Below are 17509 nucleotides of genomic sequence, written 5' to 3' on the forward strand. Positions count from 1 at the left end.
GGATTTCGTGCAACCTCGACCTGCATGCATCGCCGAATGGCTATTCGTCGTCGGGCGCTTCCCGGGCGAAGCGCTCGATCGCTTCGGTATCCCATCGGCCGAGACGCATCGCTTCTTCCAGCATGGCGAGCGTAAGTGGCACGCGCGGCGGCTTACGGTAACGCTCCGAAAACAGCGCGAGAAACGTCGTCACCATGTCTTGGCCCTCAGGACCGAAATAGCGGTCGTAAGGAAACTCGGAGGCCTGCACACCAAATGTTTCTGCCCATTTGTCGATGAACTCGACTGCGTCGACTCCCGTCACGCGCAGATCCTCTTCGAGGCGCGACGATGGTTCGATCCTCAACTGACCGCCGAACAGCGGTCGACCAAGCTCTTCGCGTGCAAATGAGGCCAGCTTTTCCCACGTATCGGTCGGCACGATCAGAACACCCTGGCTTCTGGTTTGGCGACGGCGTTACACCGGCGCACCGTGCTGAACATGATGACTGCTCGCGGCGTGAGATCCTCGCGCCCCTCGTACGCATAGCGATTGTTCGACATACGGCCCTCGTGGTTGTTCGAATGACCGCAGACCTTAGCAAAGCCGAACACGCTCGCCATCCCTGTATCATTCGGTCAAGCGTGTAATAGGCCGCTTGACCAGGCCGCACGGCGAAAGGCGCATCGCGCAATTGTTTAAGAACAGTTTCGGGAACGGTCCCGCGATACGCCCTCTTTCGCCTCCAGCCTCGCCCATGCCGCACGTCGACAGGGTGCGCGCGCCATCCGCCGCGCTATCCTTTCCCACCTCTCGTTCACTCGTCACACACCATGAGCACACGCTACAACCGCCGCCAGCGCAAGAAACTCCACATCGGCGAATTCCAGGAACTCTCGTTCAACGCCACCGCGCATTACCGCAACGACATGACCGACCTCGAGCGCGGCCAGTTGATCGATGCGTTCATCGACTTCGTCGAAGCGAACGGGCTGCTGACCGTCGCGTCCGCGGACGAAGGCATCGGCGCGTACGTGATCTCCGGCGCGCCGCGCGGCACGACGACCGACGCCGATCGCGAGCTCGTGCGCGGGTGGCTGGCCGCGCGTCCGGAGCTGAAGGACGTCCAGGTCAGCGAATTCGCCGACGCGTGGTATCCGGACGCCTGATCTCCCGGTTTGACGCTGCCTTCAGGCAGCGCCCCGCCACCACGGCGGGCCAGGTCGACGTCGTTTCTGCAGAATGATCATGATGGCCGCCGGCGTTGCGGCGCTCTCGTTGCTGTCCGCGTGCGGCAGCTCGGCGCGTTGAGCCAACGCACCGACGGTAGCAGCGCCGGCGCCCGCATCGTCGTCGATCAGTCGCCGGAGCCGCCCGCGACGGCCTCCGATCCCTTCCTTTTCCCGACGGTCCGCCTGCAACCCGCCATCGATATCGGTCCTGAAAGCAAGACACGTTAAACTCTCACCCTCGCGTGGTGCGCCGCCCGCACCCGCCATCCATCGCCAGCCGCGTGCCCTCGGGCCGCCCCGACCCATGGAGTGAGTGTCAATGAGCGGCGGACTCCCGTTTCCCGCATCCCGCAAGTCGTTGCCGTCCTCGACGGTCTTCCTGATCGTCGCCGTCGCCGCGCTGCTGTCCGGCTGCGGGCTGCTGCCGGTCCAGAACCCGCCCGCGCCGATCAGCGAGGCGCTCGTCGAGCCTGTCGAGGAAACCGCCGGCGAGCCGCTGACGATGCCGCCGGTGCCCGCGCCGACGCAACCGGAGGAACCGGAAGCGCCGAAGAAGCCGCACCGCGAAGTGGCGCGGCCGAAGCCCGTGCAGCGCCCCGAATCGCCGACCCCGCCGCCGCCTCCGCCCCCGCCGCTCGTCGCGACGCGCGCGCTCGACCGCACCCAGATCCATGCGCTGCTCGACAGCGAAGTCGCGCGCCGCAACGGCAAGGTGGTCGGCCGCGCGGTCGACATGGTGGTCGACGCGGGCGGCAAGCCGCGCGAGATGATCGTCAACCTGCAAGGCTTCATGGGGATCGGCGACCGCAAGGTCATCTTCCCGTGGAACGTGTTCCGCTTCACGCCGGGCGGCAAACAGGAGCCGATCGTGCTCGACGTGCCGTCGGGCGACCTGCCGCCGGCCGCGCGGCCGAAGGCCGTGCCGCTGTCGGGCTCGGCTGCGGCGTCGCCGGCGACGCGGCTGCCGATGCTCGACAGCGATGTCGAACGCCCGAACGGCACGAAGATCGGCCGGATCGTCGACGTGCTGATCGACCGCGGCGCGCAACCGCAGGCCGTCGTGCTCGACCTCGGCGGGCTCGTCAATACCGACCGCCGTTCGATCGCCGCGAGCTGGGGCGCGCTGCGCTTCGTCACGCGCGACAAGGCGCTGCACCCGCAGCTCGACCTGAACGACGCGCAGATCAAGGCAGCGCCGCCGTACGCGGCCGACAAGCCGATCGTCGCGGTTTTCCCGCCCGTTGCCCCGGCGGCAGCGGTGCCGGCTTCGTCTGCGAGTGCCACCCGATGACGATCAAGCATTCCGTCAGCGTTCGCAGTCTCCGGGCCCTCGACTGGCTCAACTTTTTCGTTGCAAACGTTCAAACCGGGTTCGGTCCGTTCATCGCGTCCTACCTCGCGTCGCACAAGTGGACGCAGGGCGAGATCGGCATGGTGCTGTCGATCGGCACGATCAGTGCGATGGTCAGCCAGGTGCCGGGCGGCGCGGCCGTCGATGCGCTGAAGAACAAGAAGGGCGCGGCCGCGTGGGCGATCGCGGCCATCATCCTGTCCGCGGTGCTGCTCGCGTCGAGCCCGACGATCGTGCCGGTAATCGCCGCCGAGGTGTTCCACGGTTTTGCGAGCTGCATGCTGGTGCCGGCGATGGCCGCGATCTCGTTCTCGCTCGTCGGCCGCGCCGACCTCGGCGACCGGCTCGGCCGCAACGCGCGCTGGGCGTCGATCGGCAGCGCGGTCGCGGCGGGCCTGATGGGGCTCACCGGCGAATACTTCTCCGCGCGCGCGGTGTTCTGGCTGACCGCCGTGCTGGCGCTGCCCGCGCTGTTCGCGCTCGCGATGATCCAGCCGACGCACCAGGTGATTCCGCAGTCGTCGAAGCCTGACGACGTCGACGAAGCCGGCGAGCGCGAAACGCTGCTCGAACTGCTGCGCGATCGCCGGATGCTGATCTTCGCGGCCTGTGTCGTGCTGTTCCACCTGTCGAACGCCGCGATGCTGAACCTCGCGGCCGGCGAAGTCACGGCCGGGATGGGCGAGAACGTGCAGCTCGTGATCGCCGCGTGCATCATCGTGCCGCAGGCGATCGTCGCGATGCTGTCGCCGTGGGTCGGCCGTTCCGCGCAGCGCTGGGGGCGCCGGCCGATCCTGCTGCTCGGCTTCTCCGCGCTGCCGGTGCGCGCGTTGCTGTTCGCCGGCGTCAGCAGCCCGTACCTGCTCGTGCCGGTGCAGATGCTCGACGGCATCAGCGCGGCCGTGTTCGGCGTGATGCTGCCGCTGATCGCGGCCGACGTCGCGGGCGGCAAGGGCCGCTACAACCTGTGTATCGGGCTGTTCGGGCTCGCGGCCGGGATCGGCGCGACGCTCAGCACGGCCGTGGCCGGCTACGTCGCCGATCACTTCGGCAACGCGGTCAGTTTCTTCGGGCTCGCCGCGGCAGGCGCGCTCGCGGTGCTGCTGGTCTGGCTCGTGATGCCCGAAACGCGCGTCGACAACGGCGACGCGACAGCCGACGAACCGGCGCCCGCCTCGCCCGAACAGGCGCATTGACGGCGGCGCGCCGCCGCTACCCGCTTCTTGGCCGATGCACGATGGATACGATCAGGACACTCAACGAAGCCCGCCAGCAGATCCAGCAGTCGATCTTCGATCTGTTCAAGGGGCTGTCATTCAGCGAGCGGCTCGCGCAAGGCGGGCTGATGGCGGTGCAGGCCGTGTGCGGCGCGTGCCTCGCGTATGCGATCGGCCGCGCGGTGCATAGCGAGCAGGCGGTGTGGGCGGCGATCACCGCGATCGCCGTCACGCAGCACAACTACTCGGACACGATGTCGCTGTCGCGCGACCAGTTCATCGGCGCGATGGTCGGCGGCGTCCTCGGCTTCGCCGGTGCGGCGTTGGGCGGCGATCGCCTCGTTGCGTATGCGATCACGGTCGCGGTCGTGATCGTCTGCTGCTGGTGCCTGAACATCGGCAGCGCGGCACGGCTCGGCGGCGTGACCGCGACGATCGTGCTGCTGTTCCCCGGCAACGGCCCGCTGTGGGACGTTCCGCTGATCCGGTTCGGCGAAGTGACGCTCGGCACGGTGTGCGCGCTGGGCGTGTGCTGGGCGATGTCGAGAATCGAGCGGCGCTGGTTCCGCCGCGCGGCGGCAAAGTAACGCGGCGCCGGGCAACGCGCCCGGCAGCCGGATGAACGATCGGAACGCTGCGTGACGGTGACGGGGACGGGCCGGGCGGTTACGGACCGACCCGCAGCACGATGCCCGAGCCGATCTGCACGAGCAGGTAGTCGCCGCCGACGCCGACCCAGTGATAGCCGCGCGGCGGCGCGCTCAGGTGATAGCCGCGCCAGTCGTCGACCACGTATTGACGATCGCGGAATTCGTCCGGCAGCCGGTCGCCCTTGTGCCAGTCGCGGCGCGGCCCGTCGGCCCAGCGCGGCGGCACGTCGTCGCGATGCATCGCGTGACCGGGCGGCACATGTTTCGGGCCATGCCCGCGATGCATGCCGGGGCCGCCGTGGTCATCGCGATTGCCGTGGTTGCCGTGATCCTGCGCCATCGCCGTGGTGGCGGCGCAGCCGGCCGCGATCAGGGCGGCCAGCATCGTGCCGTGCATCCTCTTCATTGTCCTTCCCTCCGTGGTGTCACGTCGAACAAGAAACGACCGGGCTTGCCCGATGAAGACTAGCACACGGCCGGCCGCATGACCGCGCGTCACGCCGCCTGCTGCTGGTACTGGATCCGGTGCAGGTGCGCGTAGAGGCCGCCGTGGCGCAGCAGTTCGTCGTGACTGCCCTCCTCGACGATCTTGCCGGCCTCGAGCACGAGGATGCGGTCCGCGCGCTCGATCGTCGACAGCCGGTGCGCGATCACCAGCGTCGTCCGGCCTTCCATCAGCCGCTCGAGCGCGGCCTGCACGTGGCGCTCCGACTCCGAATCGAGCGCCGACGTCGCTTCGTCGAGGATCAGGATCGGCGCGTCCTTGTAGATCGCGCGCGCAATCGCGAGCCGCTGGCGCTGGCCGCCGGACAACCGCATCCCGTTGCCGCCCACCAGCGTATCGAGCCCGTCGGGCATCGCGGCGACCGCATCGGCGAGGTTCGCGGCCTCGAGCGCGGCCTGCACGCGCGCGCGGTCGGGCGTCTGCCCGTAGGCGACGTTCGCGGCGATCGTGTCGTTGAACAGCACGACGTCCTGGCTCACCATCGCCATCTGGCTGCGCAGCGCGTGAAGATCGTAGTCGGCAACCGGCACGCCGTCGACCAGGATCGTGCCGTCCGTCGGGTCGAAGAAGCGCGGCAGCAGGTTCACGAGCGTCGTCTTGCCGCTCCCGGACGGGCCGGCGAGCGCGATCATTTCGCCCGGCGCGACCTTGAACGAGATGCGGTCGAGCGTCGGCCGTTCGGCCGCGCCGTAATCGAACGACACGGAGCGGAACTCGATCTCGCCGCGCGCGTGCGACAGCGGCCGCCCGCCGCCTTGCGGCTCGGCCGGCTCGTCGATCAGCCCGAAGATCAGCTCGGCGGCCGTCATCCCGCGCTGCAGCGGCTGGTTGACGTCGATCAGGTGCTTGAGCGGCGAGATCACCAGCAGCATCGACGTGACGAACGCGACGAAGCCGCCGACCGTCGTCTGGTCGTTCGACGACTGCACGACCGCGATCGTGATCACGACCGCGAGCGCGATCGACGCGAGGAACTGCGTGAGCGGCTGCGCGAGGCCGCCCGAGATCGTCATGCGCATCGCATAGCCGCGCAGGCGCTTGCTCATCGTCGTGAAGCGGTCCATCTCGTACGCTTCGCCGTTGTGCACCTTGACGACCTTGTAGCCGCCGACCGTCTCCTCGACGATGTACGACAGTTCGTTGGTCAGCGTCTGGTGCTCGCGGTTCAGGCGGCGCAGCCGGCGGTTGATCTTGCTGACGAGCCAGCCGATGCCCGGCAGGATCACCGCGACGATCAGCGTGAGCCGCCAGTTCAGGTAGAACAGGTAGCCGAGCAGGAAGATCACCGTCAGCGAGTCGCGCACGAGCGTGACCATCACGCCCGTCAGCACCGACAGGATCTGGTTGACCTCGAACACGATCGCGTTGATTACCGTGCTCGCGGTTTCGCGCTGGAAGAACGACGCGCCCGTGTGGAGCATCCGCTGGAACATTTCGAGCCGCAGCTGCAGCAGGATGCGGTTCGATACGTAGTTGAGCAGGTAATTCGACGTGTACTGCGAGACGCCGCGCACCAGCGCGAGGCCGATCACCGCGATCGGCACGTACCATTTCGCGCTGTCGCTGCCGTGCGAGCCGAAGCCGTGGTCGAGCAGCGGCTTGAGCAGCGCCGGAATGCCGGCTTCGGTGGCCGCGACGACGCCCATCGTCATCACGGCGAGCACCACGATGCCGACGAGCGGCCGGATGTACGGCCACAGGCGCTTGAGGACCGTGAGCGGCGACGTGCCGGTGCCGTCCATCGGTTTGCGAAGAGTGTTCTGGGTTTCCAAGGCAATCCTTCTTGAGCCGCGATGCGGCGCCCGGCGCGTGGCCGCCCGGGTGTGCGCCCCGTCGGGCGGGTGCCGGAAAGGGCTCAACATTATAGCTGCACCGCCCCCGCGGGCACGCCCGTCGCCGATGCGGGCCGCGGCCGGGCCGAAGGTATACTGCCGCTCACCGTTTTCTCCGCCTTTCCGACGATTTCATGGCTGAACCCTCCCTCGGCGTCGCCCTCATCGCCCTCAACGCATCCGCGCGGCTCGCGCAGTGTCTCGATGCGCTGTCGTTCGCCGACGACGTCGTCGTGATCGACGGCGGCAGCACCGACGATACCGTCGCGATCGCGCAGGCGCACGGCGCGCGCGTGATCGTCGAGCGCGACTGGCCGGGCTTCGGCCCGCAGAAGAACCGCGCGCTCGACGCGCTCGGCACCGACTGGATCCTGTCGCTCGATACCGACGAAATCGTCACGCCGGAACTCGCGCGGTCGATCCGCGACGCGATCCGCGCGCCGGCCGCGCAGGTCTATGCGCTCGACCGGCTGTCGAGCTTCTGCGGCCAGTGGATCCATCACAGCGGCTGGTATCCGGACTGGGTGCCGCGGCTGTTCCGGCGCGGCACCGCACGGTTCTCGGACGATCTCGTGCACGAGCGCCTCGTATTCGATACCGCCGCGCAGCGCCTGACCGGCAAGCTGATGCACTACTCGTACGAGGATTTCGAAACGGTCGTGCGCAAGCTCGACGCGTATTCGACGGCCGGCGCGCGCCAGCGCCGCGCGGCCGGCCAGCGCGGCGGCTTCGGCAAGGCGCTCGGCCGCGGCGCGTGGGCGTTCGTGCGAACCTACGTGCTGCGGCGCGGGTTCCTCGACGGCCGCGCGGGCTTCATGATCGCGGTGTTCAACGCGGAAACCGTGTACTACCGCTTCCTGAAGCTCGGTCACGAGCCGACACGCTAGGCACCCGCCCGGTGCGCGATCGGCGCGGCGTTACAATGCCGGGTTGCGCGCACCGTGCGTGCCCGCCCGAGCGGCCGCGCTGCGCGCCGCCCGTCACGACGACCACCGAATCCGACCGCCATGTTCTCCATCATCATCCCGACCTGGAACAACCTGCCGTACCTCAAGCTCGTCGTCGACAGCCTGCGCCGGCATTCCGCGTACGACCACCAGATCATCGTGCACGTGAACGACGGCTCGGACGGCACCCTCGACTGGGTGCGCAACGAAGGGATCGAACACACCGCGTCGCCGACCAACATCGGCATCTGCCATGCGGTCAACCTGGCCGCCGCGCGCGCCACGCGCGACTACGTGGTCTACATGAACGACGACATGTTCTGCTGCCCGGGCTGGGACACGGCGCTCGTGCGCCGCATCGAACAGATGCCCACCGACCTGTTCATGCTGTCGGGCACGATGGTCGAGCCGGTCGACACGCGCAACCCGTGCGTGGTCGTCAGCAATTTCGGCCGCGACGCCGAGCAGTTCGACGCGGCGGGCCTCGTCGCCGCGACTCCGAAGCTGGTGCGTGCCGACTGGCTCGGCTCGACCTGGCCGCCGACGCTCGTGCACCGCGACTGGTGGAACCGCATCGGCGGCTACAGCAGCGAGCTGTCGCCGGGCATGAGCAGCGACAACGACTTCTCGATGAAATTCTGGGACGCCGGTTGCCGGATCTTCGTCGGCGTCGGCGAAAGCCTCGTGTACCACTTCCAGCAGAAGAGCACCGGCAAGATCGTCAAGAACGACGGCCGCCGCCAGTTCCTGAACAAATGGGGCATGACGCAGGCGACGTTCGACCGCTACTACCTGCATCGCGGCGAGCCGCTCGGCACGCAGATCGCGCTCGATACACCGGTGGTGGAAGGCCGCCTCAAGCGCGCGCTGCTGCGCTCGCGGATCAAGCGCGCGTTCAGCTGATCCCGCCCCGAAAACCGCACGGAAACCTGCCCTGCTTCGCGTATACTGCGCCGTTCGTCCCGGGTCTCTCGCCGGGATAAGCGACGCGGCGCAGATGCCCGCAAGCCGCATTCGTCCATACGACAGGTTCCGATGCTTTCGTTTTCCGCTCCCGCCACGCGGCGCCTGACCGCCGCCCGCGCATTCGCCGTCGCCGCGCTCTGCATGGTGCCCGTTTCGACCGCGCTGACCAACGTGTTCTGCGGGCTGTTCGCCGCCGCGCTCGTGATCTCCCCCGAGTTCTGGCGCGACCTGCGCTCGTTCGTCGCCGACCCGGCTTCGCTCGCGGCGCTGCTGATCCTGGCCGCGCTGGCCGCGAGCGTCACCTATACGGTCGCACCGCATCACAAGGCGTGGAACTGGGTCGCGAAGTACGACAAGCTGCTGCTGCTGCCATTCGCCGTGCTCGCGTTCCGTCATTCGAACTGGGCGCCGTTCGTGCGGCGCTGCTGGTTCGGCACGCTGTGCGTGATCCTGCTGCTGTCGACGACCAACTATCTCGGGCTCACCGCGATCGGGCCGGCGTATGCGACCCAACTGCCGCTGTCGCGCGCGTGGGTGTTCAAGAACCACATCGCGGCCGGCATGTTCGGCGCGCTGCTGTTCTACCAGGCGGCCGATCTCGCGCTCGCGGCCCGCACGGCGCTGTCGCGCGCCGCCTATGCGGGCGTCGCCGCGTGGTCGCTCGTCAACGTGTTCGTGATGCTGCAGGGACGCACGGGACAGGTCATCGCGCTGCTGCTGATCCTCGTCGTCGCGGTGCGTTTCGTGCTGTTGCTGCGCCGGCAGTCCGCGCTGCGCGCGGGGCTTGCCGCCGGCGTGCTCGTCCTGGCGGGCGTCGCGCTCGTGGTTGCTGCATGCACGGTCCACAACGGCCGGCTGACGAAGGTCGTGACGGAAGTGCAGCAATACCGGCAGAGCGATGCGGCCACGTCGACCGGGCTGCGCCTCGAGTGGTACAAGAAGGGGCTGGAGCTGTATCGGCAGCGCCCGGTGATCGGCTACGGTGCGGGCGGCCTCGAATCCGAATTCGAGAAGCTCACGGCCGGCAAGACGGCCGCCGAAGGGCAGCTCACGTCGAACCCGCACAACGAATACCTGCTGATGGCCGTGCAGCTCGGTACGATCGGCCTGCTGCTGTTCGTCAACCTGATCGTGCAGATCGCGCGCGGCAGCCGTACGCTCGATCCGCGCTCGCAGCACTTGCTGCTCGGGTGGCTCGCGATCTTCGCGATCGGCAGCCTCGCGAATTCGCTGCTGCTGGATTTCGCCGAAGGGCACTTGATCGTGCTGCTGGCCGGCATCCTGCTCGGTTGCGGCGAACGCGGCGAAGCCCTGCCGCGCGAAACGTCGGCGATCCGGCGCAGCGTGTAACGCACGCCGGCATACGTTCCGCTGCCCTGCCCGGCCGGGTTCGGGGCAGCGGACATCCACCGCCGATGCGGGCGAGCCGCGCGGCTCTCCGCGAAACACGCCCCCTGCGAACGAAGAAAAACGCGCGCTTGCCGCGCGTCAGTCGGATCCGGTGCGGTGCAGCCGCGACGTGTCGACGACGATGTCGGCCGGGCCCGGCGGATTCAGCCCGAGCATCTCGGCTGCCGCGGCCTTCACGCGCTGCGCACTGAGATGAACGAGGCAGTCGCTGCGGCTGTCGACATGACGCTCGCAGCCTTCGTGCCGGCACGGCACGCAGTCGCCTTCCCCTTGCAGCAGCCACACGTTCCCGTGCCGGCCCGAGCCGCGCAGCGACCACGGATTCTCGGTCGCGGGCCAGTGCTGCGGCCACGGCCCCCAGCGCACGGGGTCGGACGGCCCGAACAGCGCGATCGTGTCGGTGCCGGTCGCGGCCGCGACGTGCGTCGCGCCGGTGTCGGGCCCGATGAAGAGCCGCGCGCGCCGCACGAGCTCCGCGCTCTCGCCGAACGTCAGGCGGCCGACCAGGTTCAGCACGTCGCCACCCGCCTCGCTCGCGACCTGCTCCGCATACTCGCGCTCGCGATCGGCCGGGCCGCCCGACAGCGCGACCGCGAAGCCCTGCTCGCGCAACCAGCCGATCATCTCGACCCAGCCGTCGAGCCGCCATTGCTTGTAGCGGAACATCGGATACGGATGCAGCACGACCAGCGGCTTGCCGGCGCGGATCGCGGGCGACTCGGCGAGCCACGCGTCGAAACGTGCGCGCCGCGCGGGATCGTCGCCGATGCCGGGCGCGACGACCTCGGACACCGGCTCGATGCCGATCACCGGCGCAAGCGCGAGCGTACTGACGACCGTATGTGCGGATTCATGGTGATTGATCGCGATCCCGTTCAGCATCATCCGCGTGAGCCACGTGACGCGGTTCGGGTCGACGAGGCCGACCCGCTTGCGACCGGCGAACCAGCTGTAGAAACGCGGCCGGTCGGAACTCAGCGCCGCGCACGCGAGATCGTAGCGGCGCCACATCGACAGCGCGTCGCGCAGCCGCTCGCCGAACCCCGCGCGCTGCGCGACCACGATCACGCGCCGCACGTCCGGATTGTGCTCGAGCACGCCCTCGGTGCCGCGAAACACCAGCATGTCGATCTGCGCGTCCGGCCAGCGGGCCTTCAGCGACCGGACGAGCGGTGTCGTCAGCAGCACGTCGCCGATACGGCGCGGCGCGGCAACGAGGATGGTTCTGGGCGGACGGGCGGAGGAAAACAGGGCCACGGTGATCGTCTGGCTGGCTGAACAAGGCTGGCAATGTACAGGATTTTGCAGCAGCCGGCGCGGCATCGCGCACCGGCCGCACAGGCTGCCGCGATGCGGCCCCGCCGGCGCAGCGTCGTGCGGGACGCGGCCGCACGACGCGCCCGGCGCTACGATGCGATCGGCGCGATCGCAGGTGACGTGGCGGCGGCCGGTTGCGCGAGCGCCGTACCGGCCGCGGCTTCGTCGCGATGGCCGGCCTGCGGCAGCAGGTGGCGCACCGCGCGCTCGACCGCATCGATACCGATCGCGTCGACGGTCGGGCCCGCGCGCAGGATCACGTGCGGCACGCCGAGCGGATGCCAGCGCAGGTATTTCTCGGGACGATCCTCGAACAGGGCGGCCACCGGTACGCCGAGCGCCGACGCAAGATGCACGGGCGCGCTGTCGGCCGAGACGATCGCATCGAGCAGGCTCGCGGCCGCCACCAGCTCGGCGACCGACGAAGGTGCGACATGCCGTGCATTCACGTCGCGCCACAACTCGCCTTCGGCAGCGTGGCCGATGGCCGGATCGCGAAACACGATCACGTCGGCGACCGGTGCGAGGCGCTCGCCGAGGTCGCGCCAGCGGTCGGCGGGCCAGCGGCGCTCGACCGCCTTGTTCGACACGAACAGCCCGACGCGCGGCCTCATGCGCGCGCCGAGCAGCCGATGCCACGTTTCCTGCAGCGTGCGATCGGGATGCACCGACAGCGCGAGGCGATCGAGATCGGCGCAACCGAGTTCGGGCACGAGCCGGAAGCCCGACAACGCTTCGTGGCACATCGGCCGCCGCGCGACATGCTCGGGCTTGCGATCGTCGAATTCGGTCTCGGCATCGTGCCAGCGGCAATCCTTCGCGCGAAGCTGGCGCGCGAACTGCATGCTGCTGCGATGCATGCCGCCGTTCGGCACGATCACGAGGTCGAACCGCAAGCGGCGCAGACGGCGCACGAGGCGCAGCCGGTCGAGGAATGCGCGCATCCGGCCGGGACGATCGTTGCGCTCGCACTGGCGGCTGTACACGTAGGTGTGGATCGTATCCACGTCCGGGTTTCCGGCCAGCGCGGCCGCGTTGTAGCGGTTCGCGACCACATGCAGCTCCGCGCCCGTCCAACGCGCCTTCAGCGCGCCGAGAAACGCCGTCGTGCACAGCATGTCGCCCAGAAAATCAATCCGGATCACGAGGATCCGCTGCGGCGGGTTTCCATTGGCCATGGTCATGTGGGGACAATCAGTTTTTATCGTCGCGACGGGCCGTTCCACGGCATCCTGGTCCGAGGGCTTACCGTGCCGCGCGCTGCCGCACGCCGCACGGATCCCGCCCCTGTTTACGCGCGCTACCGGCGATGCTCGCCATGCGAACCCGCGGCACGCGTCGCGTTCGGACGGTCAGCGCGGGATTGTATAGCGTCCGGATGGCCAGCCCAAGACCCCGGCTGCCGCCACACGTAAAAACGGCCCGCCGCACCGCACGATGGCGATGCGGCGGGCCGCCTCTGCGCGACCGCCGCCGAAGCGGGGCGCGGTCAGTACGTGATTTCGACGACGCTGCCGTCGAACGCCGCGCGCAGATCCGCCAGCAGCACGTCGCTCGGCTTCACGCGCCACGCGTCGCCCAGGCGCATTTCGCCTTGCGCGCGCGCGTTGCTGTAGTGGATCTGGACGGCAAGCCCGTTCGGCAGCGGCGCCGGCGGGCGCCGACCGCCATCGCGCCCCCCGCCGCGCGGCGCGGGCGCTTCGACCACGTTCGCCGCGGCCGGATCGTCGTTCGACACGTGCGGCTCGAGCACGCGGCGCAGCGCGAGCGCGTCGGCGTTGCCGTTCATCGTCAGCCGCACGGCCTGCGCATAGCGGCTACGGGCGCGTTCGAGATCCATCACGGTATCGGCGGTGAAGCGAATGCCGCCGGTAAACGCGTCGTTGCGCGCCTGCCCCTGCACGATCAGCAGCTCGTCTTCCTTGAACAGCGCCTTGTTCGCCTCGAACTGTTCGTTGAAGATCGTGATCTCGCACTGGCCGGAGCCGTCGTCGAGCAGCGCGATCAGCATCTTGCCGCGCTGGGTCATCTGCGTGCGCAGCGACGCGATGATGCCGGCGACGAGCTTGTCGCGCCCTTCCTTCAGGTCGCCGACCTTCTGTCGCACGAAGCGGCGCACTTCTTCGCGATACGCGTCGAACAGATGACCGGACAGGTAGAAGCCGAGCGCGGCCTTTTCTTCCTGCAGGCGGCGCTTGTCGTCCCACGCGGGTTCGTCGACGAGCGCGTGCGCATGCGGCGACTCGGCGCCCATGTCGAACAGCCCGGCCTGCATCGCGTTCGCTTCGGCCTGATCGGCCGCTTCCATCGCGAGCGGCACCGACGCGATCAACTGCGCACGGTTCGGGTTCAGCGAGTCGAACGCGCCGGCGCGGATCAGCGCCTCGACCGTGCGGCGGTTGACGACGCGCCGGTCGATCCGTTCGCAGAAGTCGAACAGGTCGGTGAACGCCTTTTCCTCGCGCGCACGCAGGATTTCCTCGATCGCGTTCTGGCCGCTGCCCTTCACCGCGCCGAGCCCGTAGCGGATCGTGCGCGAGCGCTTGCCGTCGGCTTGCGCGACCGGCTCGAACCGGTAATGCGACTGGTTGATGTCCGGCGGCAGCACGGCGAGGTTGTTCACGACGCAGTCGTCGAACAGGATCTTCACCTTGTCGGTGTCGTCCATCGCGAGCGTCATGTTGGCCGCCATGAATTCGGCCGGATGGTGCGCCTTCAGCCACGCGGTGTAATACGCGAGCAGCGCATACGCGGCCGCGTGCGACTTGTTGAAGCCGTAGCCCGCGAACTTCTCCATCAAGTCGAAGATCTCGTCGGATTTCTCGCGCGTGAGGCCGTTCTTCGCCGCACCCTCGGCGAAGATCTCGCGATGCTTGGCCATCTCCTCGGGCTTCTTCTTGCCCATCGCGCGACGCAGCAAGTCCGCGCCGCCGAGCGAATAGCCGCCGATGATCTGCGCCATCTGCATCACCTGCTCCTGATAGACCATGATGCCGTAGGTCTCTTTCAGGACGGGTTCGACGCGCGGATCCGGATAGTCGACCTTCTCGCGCCCGTGCTTGCGTGCGCAGAAGCTCGGGATCAGGTCCATCGGGCCCGGACGGTACAACGACACGAGCGCGATGATGTCCTCGAAGCGGTCGGGCTGCGCATCCTTCAGCATGCCCTGCATCCCGCGGCTTTCCAGCTGGAACACCGCGACCGTGTTGGCCTTCTTCAGGATCTGGAACGACGCCGGATCGTCGAGCGGCACCTGCGCGAGCGACCAGTCGGCCTTCGACGGATCGAGGCGGCGGATGTAGCGCTCGGCCCAGTCGAGGATCGTCAGCGTCGTGAGGCCCAGAAAGTCGAACTTCACGAGGCCGACGGCTTCGACGTCGTCCTTGTCGTACTGGCTGACCACGCCGCCGTCGTCGCCCTGCGTGTACAGCGGGCAGAAATCGGTCAGCTTGCCGGGCGCGATCAGCACGCCGCCCGCGTGCATCCCGACGTTACGCGTCAAGCCCTCGACGCGCTGCGCGAGATCGAGCAGTTGGTGGACTTCGTCCTCGTGGTCGTAGCGCTCCTGCAACTGCGGCTCTTCCTTCATCGCGTCGGCAATCGTCACGTGCTTGCCGGGCTTGAACGGAATCAGCTTCGCGACGCCGTCGGTGAACATGTAGCCGAGGTCGAGCACGCGGCCGATGTCGCGCACGGCCGCCTTCGCGGCCATCGTGCCGAACGTGGCGATCTGCGACACGGCGTCCGCGCCGTATTTCTCCTTCACGTACTGGATCACGCGATCGCGGCCGTGCTGGCAGAAGTCGATGTCGAAGTCGGGCATCGACACGCGTTCCGGGTTCAGGAAGCGCTCGAACAGCAGGTTGTAGCGCAGCGGATCGAGATCGGTGATGCCGAGCGCGTACGCGACCAGCGAGCCGGCGCCCGAGCCGCGGCCCGGGCCGACCGGCACGCCGTTGTTCTTCGCCCAGTTGATGAAGTCCGCGACGATCAGGAAGTAGCCGGGAAAGCCCATCTTCGTGATGGTCCCGCACTCGAATTCGAGGCGCTTGTAGTACGTGTCGCGCTGCGCGTCGCGCTCGGCTTCGACCGGATACAACTGCGCGAGGCGGGTCTCGAGCCCTTCCTTCGACAGCTGGACCAGGTAGTCGTCGAGCGACATGCCGTCCGGCGTCGGGAACAGCGGCAGTTTCGGCTTGCCGAGCTCGAGCTTCAGGTTGCAGCGCTTCGCGATCTCGACCGTGTTCGCGATCGCCGACGGCAGGTCGGCGAACAGCGCGGCCATGTCGTCCTGCGTGCGGAAATACTGGTCGGTCGTGAAACGCTTCTGGCGCCGCGGGTTCGCGAGGATGTCGCCTTCCGAGATGCACACGCGCGCCTCGTGCGCGGTGAAATCGTCGTCGGTCATGAACTGCGTCGGGTGCGTCGCGACGACCGGCAGCTTCAGCGACGCGGCGAGCGTCGCGGCCTGCTGGATGTATGCCTCGGCGCCCGGCTGGCCGTAACGCTGCAGCTCGATGTAGAAGCCGCCCGGAAACACCCGCGCCCAGCGCTCCGCGTGACGGCGCGCGGCTTCTTCGTTGCCCGCGGCCAGCGCGAGCCCGATATCGCCCTGCTGCGCGCCCGACAGCGCGAGCAGCCCCTGCGCGAGCTCGCCGTCGAGCCAGCTCGCGTCGAGTTCCGCGCGGCCGCGGTACTGGTTCGTGAGCCACGCCTTCGACAGCAGCTCGCAGAGATTCAGGTAACCGACCTTGTCCTTGACCAGCAGCAGCAGCCGCGACGGCTTGTCGCGGTCGTCCGGATTGGCTATCCAGACGTCGCAGCCGGCGATCGGCTTGATGCCCTTGCCGCGGGCTTCCTGGTAGAAACGGACGAGACCGAATGCGTTGCCGAGATCGGTGAGCGCGAGCGCGCCCTGACCGTCCGCGGCGGCCGCCTTGACGATGTCGTCAATGCGCACGATGCCGTCGGCGATCGAGAACTCGGAGTGAACGCGAAGATGGACGAAGCGAGGATCTGACATGGGCGCTATTGTAGCCGCCTCGCCGCGCAGGCTGCCCAAAAAATGCCCGTTTTGGCCGTTCGGCCGATGCACGCGGCGACGCGTCGCGCGGCTGGCCGATCGGCCGGATACCGATGCCCGCGCCGTTTGCGGGATAATACGGTTTTTCGAATCAACGCCCCGGCTTCGCACCCTTTTTTGCGGGCCGCCGTGCGGCCGTTTTCCCGTCGGACCATCATGACCATCGTCAACCTCGCCGCCTACCACTTCGTGTCGCTCGACGCGAACGAGCAATGGCGTCCGCTCGTCACCGCCCGCTGCAACGAACTCGGCCTGCGCGGCACGATCCTGCTCGCGCCGGAAGGCATCAACCTGTTCATCGCCGGCACGCGCGAAGCCACCGACTCGTTCATCGCGTACATCCGCCACGATCCGCTGTTCGAAGGCAAGTTCGCGACGCTGCAGTTCAAGGAAAGCCTGTCCGACTCGCAGCCGTTCCGCCGCATGCTCGTGCGCCTGAAGCGCGAGATCATCACGATGAAGAAGCCCGCGATCAAGCCGGAACTCGGCCGCGCGCCGTTCGTCGATGCGCGCACGCTGAAGACGTGGCTCGACCGCGGCCACGACGACACGGGCCGCCCGGTCGTGATGCTCGACACGCGCAACGCGTTCGAAGTCGACGTCGGCACGTTCGACAACGCGCTCGACTACCGGATCGACAAGTTCAGCGAATTCCCGGAAGTGATCGACGCGAACCGCGCCGATCTCGAAGGCAAGACGGTCGTGTCGTTCTGCACCGGCGGCATCCGCTGCGAGAAAGCCGCGATCCACATGAAGGAAATCGGCATCGACAACGTGTACCAGCTCGAAGGCGGGATCCTGAAGTACTTCGAGGAAGTCGGCGGCGCCCACTATCACGGCGACTGCTTCGTGTTCGATTACCGCACCGCGCTGAATCCGCAACTCCAGCCCACCGAGAACGTCACGTGCTTCGCGTGTCGCGCGGTCGTCACGCCGGAAGCGCAACGATCGCCGAGCTACGTGCCCGGCCAGTCGTGCCCGGCCTGCGCGCAGGCAGCCAGCGCCGCGTAACGGCGCGC

The 17509-nt window shown here is 68.2% G+C and carries 16 protein-coding genes; 9 read left to right on the forward strand and 7 right to left on the reverse strand.

The features are described 5' to 3' along the window. Positions 1-40 precede the first annotated feature (40 nt). Together HWX76_RS07075 and HWX76_RS07080 are read right to left on the reverse strand one after the other, a co-directional pair. Positions 41-421, reverse strand: coding sequence for a DUF1493 family protein (locus HWX76_RS07075; RefSeq protein ID WP_050016388.1), 381 nt, complete (start codon positions 419-421; stop codon positions 41-43). A 2-nt stretch (positions 422-423) separates the two neighbouring features. Then, entirely contained in the window at positions 424-603 is a 180-nt protein-coding gene (locus HWX76_RS07080) for a hypothetical protein (protein ID WP_050016386.1), read from the reverse strand. Between the two features lie 210 nt (positions 604-813). Between HWX76_RS07080 and HWX76_RS07085 the strand changes: the two genes are divergently transcribed. From HWX76_RS07085 to HWX76_RS07105, 5 genes are all read left to right on the forward strand, one after another. After that, the gene (locus HWX76_RS07085) at positions 814-1149 is read left to right on the forward strand and encodes a 50S ribosome-binding protein YggL (RefSeq protein ID WP_050016383.1); all 336 of its coding nucleotides are present in this window, start codon (positions 814-816) and stop codon (positions 1147-1149) included. Positions 1150-1287: 138 nt separating this feature from the next. Then, the gene (locus HWX76_RS07090) at positions 1288-1440 is read left to right on the forward strand and encodes a hypothetical protein (protein ID WP_160300526.1); all 153 of its coding nucleotides are present in this window, start codon (positions 1288-1290) and stop codon (positions 1438-1440) included. Positions 1441-1531: 91 nt separating this feature from the next. Continuing rightward, positions 1532-2503 (forward strand): PRC-barrel domain-containing protein, encoded by a 972-nt coding sequence (locus HWX76_RS07095; protein ID WP_089488694.1) that lies wholly within the window; start codon positions 1532-1534, stop codon positions 2501-2503. Beyond that, positions 2500-3759: an MFS transporter gene (locus tag HWX76_RS07100; protein WP_050016379.1), complete on the forward strand. Its 1260-nt coding sequence runs from the start codon at positions 2500-2502 to the stop codon at positions 3757-3759. The genes HWX76_RS07095 and HWX76_RS07100 overlap by 4 nt, the downstream gene beginning before the upstream one ends. A gap of 41 nt (positions 3760-3800) precedes the next feature. Then, positions 3801-4367 (forward strand): FUSC family protein, encoded by a 567-nt coding sequence (locus HWX76_RS07105; RefSeq protein WP_050016377.1) that lies wholly within the window; start codon positions 3801-3803, stop codon positions 4365-4367. Positions 4368-4446: 79 nt separating this feature from the next. Here the strand turns inward: HWX76_RS07105 and HWX76_RS07110 are convergent, their stop codons facing one another. Both HWX76_RS07110 and msbA read right to left on the reverse strand, forming a co-directional pair. After that, the gene (locus HWX76_RS07110) at positions 4447-4836 is read right to left on the reverse strand and encodes an RcnB family protein (RefSeq protein WP_050016374.1); all 390 of its coding nucleotides are present in this window, start codon (positions 4834-4836) and stop codon (positions 4447-4449) included. Positions 4837-4925: 89 nt separating this feature from the next. Next, complete coding sequence (msbA, locus tag HWX76_RS07115; protein WP_244137952.1) at positions 4926-6677, reverse strand: lipid A export permease/ATP-binding protein MsbA; 1752 nt, start codon at positions 6675-6677, stop codon at positions 4926-4928. 224 nt (positions 6678-6901) lie between these two features. Here msbA and HWX76_RS07120 point away from each other — a divergent pair, with 224 nt between their 5' ends. From HWX76_RS07120 to HWX76_RS07130, 3 genes are all read left to right on the forward strand, one after another. Beyond that, the gene (locus HWX76_RS07120) at positions 6902-7654 is read left to right on the forward strand and encodes a glycosyltransferase family 2 protein (RefSeq protein ID WP_050016370.1); all 753 of its coding nucleotides are present in this window, start codon (positions 6902-6904) and stop codon (positions 7652-7654) included. Positions 7655-7774: 120 nt separating this feature from the next. Further along, positions 7775-8617 carry a glycosyltransferase gene (locus tag HWX76_RS07125; protein ID WP_050016365.1) on the forward strand — a complete coding sequence of 281 codons (843 nt, stop codon included), beginning with the start codon at positions 7775-7777 and terminating at the stop codon, positions 8615-8617. A 132-nt stretch (positions 8618-8749) separates the two neighbouring features. Continuing rightward, the gene (locus HWX76_RS07130; RefSeq protein WP_124631393.1) at positions 8750-10030 is read left to right on the forward strand and encodes an O-antigen ligase family protein; all 1281 of its coding nucleotides are present in this window, start codon (positions 8750-8752) and stop codon (positions 10028-10030) included. A gap of 138 nt (positions 10031-10168) precedes the next feature. Here the strand turns inward: HWX76_RS07130 and HWX76_RS07135 are convergent, their stop codons facing one another. From HWX76_RS07135 to dnaE, 3 genes are all read right to left on the reverse strand, one after another. Beyond that, on the reverse strand, positions 10169-11347 hold the full coding sequence (locus HWX76_RS07135) for a glycosyltransferase family 9 protein (RefSeq protein ID WP_050016362.1): 1179 nt from the start codon (positions 11345-11347) through the stop codon (positions 10169-10171). A 149-nt stretch (positions 11348-11496) separates the two neighbouring features. After that, a complete protein-coding gene (locus HWX76_RS07140) occupies positions 11497-12585 on the reverse strand; it encodes a glycosyltransferase family 9 protein (protein WP_050016509.1) in 1089 nt (362 codons plus the stop codon). Between the two features lie 311 nt (positions 12586-12896). Then, on the reverse strand, positions 12897-16430 hold the full coding sequence (dnaE, locus tag HWX76_RS07145) for a DNA polymerase III subunit alpha (RefSeq protein WP_050016359.1): 3534 nt from the start codon (positions 16428-16430) through the stop codon (positions 12897-12899). A gap of 216 nt (positions 16431-16646) precedes the next feature. Between dnaE and HWX76_RS07150 the strand changes: the two genes are divergently transcribed. Then, complete coding sequence (locus HWX76_RS07150; RefSeq protein ID WP_176015626.1) at positions 16647-17501, forward strand: sulfurtransferase; 855 nt, start codon at positions 16647-16649, stop codon at positions 17499-17501. Positions 17502-17509: the final 8 nt, after the last annotated feature.

The sequence above is a fragment of the Burkholderia sp. BCC0398 genome, from assembly GCF_902833245.1.
Classification (GTDB): domain Bacteria; phylum Pseudomonadota; class Gammaproteobacteria; order Burkholderiales; family Burkholderiaceae; genus Burkholderia; species Burkholderia sola.

What these genes read in the sequence shown, in the direction of transcription:
- HWX76_RS07140 (WP_050016509.1), bottom strand. Translation starts at nt 12,585, where the DNA reads ATGGCCAATGGAAACCCGCCGCAGCGGATCCTCGTGATCCGGATTGAT.
- HWX76_RS07120 (WP_050016370.1), top strand. Translation starts at nt 6,902, where the DNA reads ATGGCTGAACCCTCCCTCGGCGTCGCCCTCATCGCCCTCAACGCATCC.
- msbA (WP_244137952.1), bottom strand. Translation starts at nt 6,677, where the DNA reads ATGGACGGCACCGGCACGTCGCCGCTCACGGTCCTCAAGCGCCTGTGG.
- HWX76_RS07110 (WP_050016374.1), bottom strand. Translation starts at nt 4,836, where the DNA reads ATGAAGAGGATGCACGGCACGATGCTGGCCGCCCTGATCGCGGCCGGC.
- HWX76_RS07095 (WP_089488694.1), top strand. Translation starts at nt 1,532, where the DNA reads ATGAGCGGCGGACTCCCGTTTCCCGCATCCCGCAAGTCGTTGCCGTCC.
- HWX76_RS07125 (WP_050016365.1), top strand. Translation starts at nt 7,775, where the DNA reads ATGTTCTCCATCATCATCCCGACCTGGAACAACCTGCCGTACCTCAAG.
- HWX76_RS07085 (WP_050016383.1), top strand. Translation starts at nt 814, where the DNA reads ATGAGCACACGCTACAACCGCCGCCAGCGCAAGAAACTCCACATCGGC.
- HWX76_RS07130 (WP_124631393.1), top strand. Translation starts at nt 8,750, where the DNA reads ATGCTTTCGTTTTCCGCTCCCGCCACGCGGCGCCTGACCGCCGCCCGC.
- HWX76_RS07080 (WP_050016386.1), bottom strand. Translation starts at nt 603, where the DNA reads ATGGCGAGCGTGTTCGGCTTTGCTAAGGTCTGCGGTCATTCGAACAAC.
- dnaE (WP_050016359.1), bottom strand. Translation starts at nt 16,430, where the DNA reads ATGTCAGATCCTCGCTTCGTCCATCTTCGCGTTCACTCCGAGTTCTCG.
- HWX76_RS07150 (WP_176015626.1), top strand. Translation starts at nt 16,647, where the DNA reads ATGACCATCGTCAACCTCGCCGCCTACCACTTCGTGTCGCTCGACGCG.
- HWX76_RS07105 (WP_050016377.1), top strand. Translation starts at nt 3,801, where the DNA reads ATGGATACGATCAGGACACTCAACGAAGCCCGCCAGCAGATCCAGCAG.
- HWX76_RS07100 (WP_050016379.1), top strand. Translation starts at nt 2,500, where the DNA reads ATGACGATCAAGCATTCCGTCAGCGTTCGCAGTCTCCGGGCCCTCGAC.